The sequence below is a fragment of the Kitasatospora sp. NPDC093102 genome (assembly GCF_040683915.1).
In the GTDB taxonomy this organism is placed as follows: Bacteria; Actinomycetota; Actinomycetes; order Streptomycetales; family Streptomycetaceae; genus Kitasatospora.
This window is the reverse complement of record NZ_JBFBFA010000152.1, coordinates 1-1,065: the sequence shown is the minus strand read 5'-3', so window position 1 is coordinate 1,065 and position 1,065 is coordinate 1. Positions and strand designations below refer to the sequence as shown.

The 1,065-nt window shown below is 69.6% G+C and carries 1 protein-coding gene; it reads left to right on the top strand.

Features of this window, described 5'->3' with window-relative positions; all coding sequences use genetic code 11:
- The coding region (locus AB0O11_RS39420) for an AMP-binding protein (protein ID WP_363397461.1) at positions 1–1,065 on the top strand (1,065 nt) is incomplete at both ends.

Genomic DNA, 1,065 nt, shown 5'->3' with positions numbered 1-1,065 from the left:
GAAGTCCGCCTGCTCACCGACGCCGAACTCCACCAGATCCTCGACGAGTTCAACGACACCACCGTCGACTACGCCGACGACACCACCATCCACCGTCTCTTCGAGGAGCAGGCCGCCCGCACCCCCGACGCCCCGGCCGTCGTCCACCACGACACGACCCTCACCTACCGGCAGCTGAACGAGCGGGCCAACCGCCTCGCCCACCACCTCATCGACCAGGGCGTCACCACCGACACCCTCGTCGCGATCTGCCTCGACCGCGGCGTCGACATGATCACGGCGCTCCTCGCCGTCCTCAAGGCCGGCGGTGCCTACGTCCCCCTGGACCCCGACACCCCCGCCACCCGGCTTGCGTTCATGCTGGAGGAGAGCGCGACCCCGCTCGTCCTCACCCACTCCCGGCTGGTGCCACGCCTGGCGCACACCGGAACCCCGCTCGTCCCGCTCGACGAGCTGTCCCTCGACGACCGGCCGGTCACGGATCCGGTCATGCCGACCGGCGCCCGCGACCTCGCGTACGTCATCTACACGTCCGGCTCCACCGGCACCCCCAAGGGCGTTCAGATCGAGCACCGCTCCATCTGCCGCCTGCTGATCAACAACTGGTTCAACACGATCACCGCCGGCGACGCCGTCTCGCAGACCTGCAACTACTGCTTCGACGTCTTCACCTACGAGTGCTGGGGCGCCCTCATCACCGGCGCGACCCTCGCCGTCGTGGACAAGGAGGAGCTGGCCGACTCCGACGCGCTGGCCGCCGCCTTCCGCCGCGACCGTGTGACGGTCGCCTGGCTCACGGCCCCGCTGTTCAACCAGCACCTGGTCGAGCGCCCGGATCTGGTGGCCGGGATGAAGACGGTGCTGTACGGCGGTGAGGCCGTGGACCGCTCCGTCGCGGACGCCCTGATGTCAGGGCCGTACGCCCCGGGCACCCTGATCAACGGATACGGCCCCACAGAGGCGACCGTCTTCGCCACCTGCCTCGTGGTGGACGAGGACCGGCCGGACACGACGTCGATGCCGATCGGCCGCCCAATCTCCAACACCGGCAACCTGGTGGTGGAC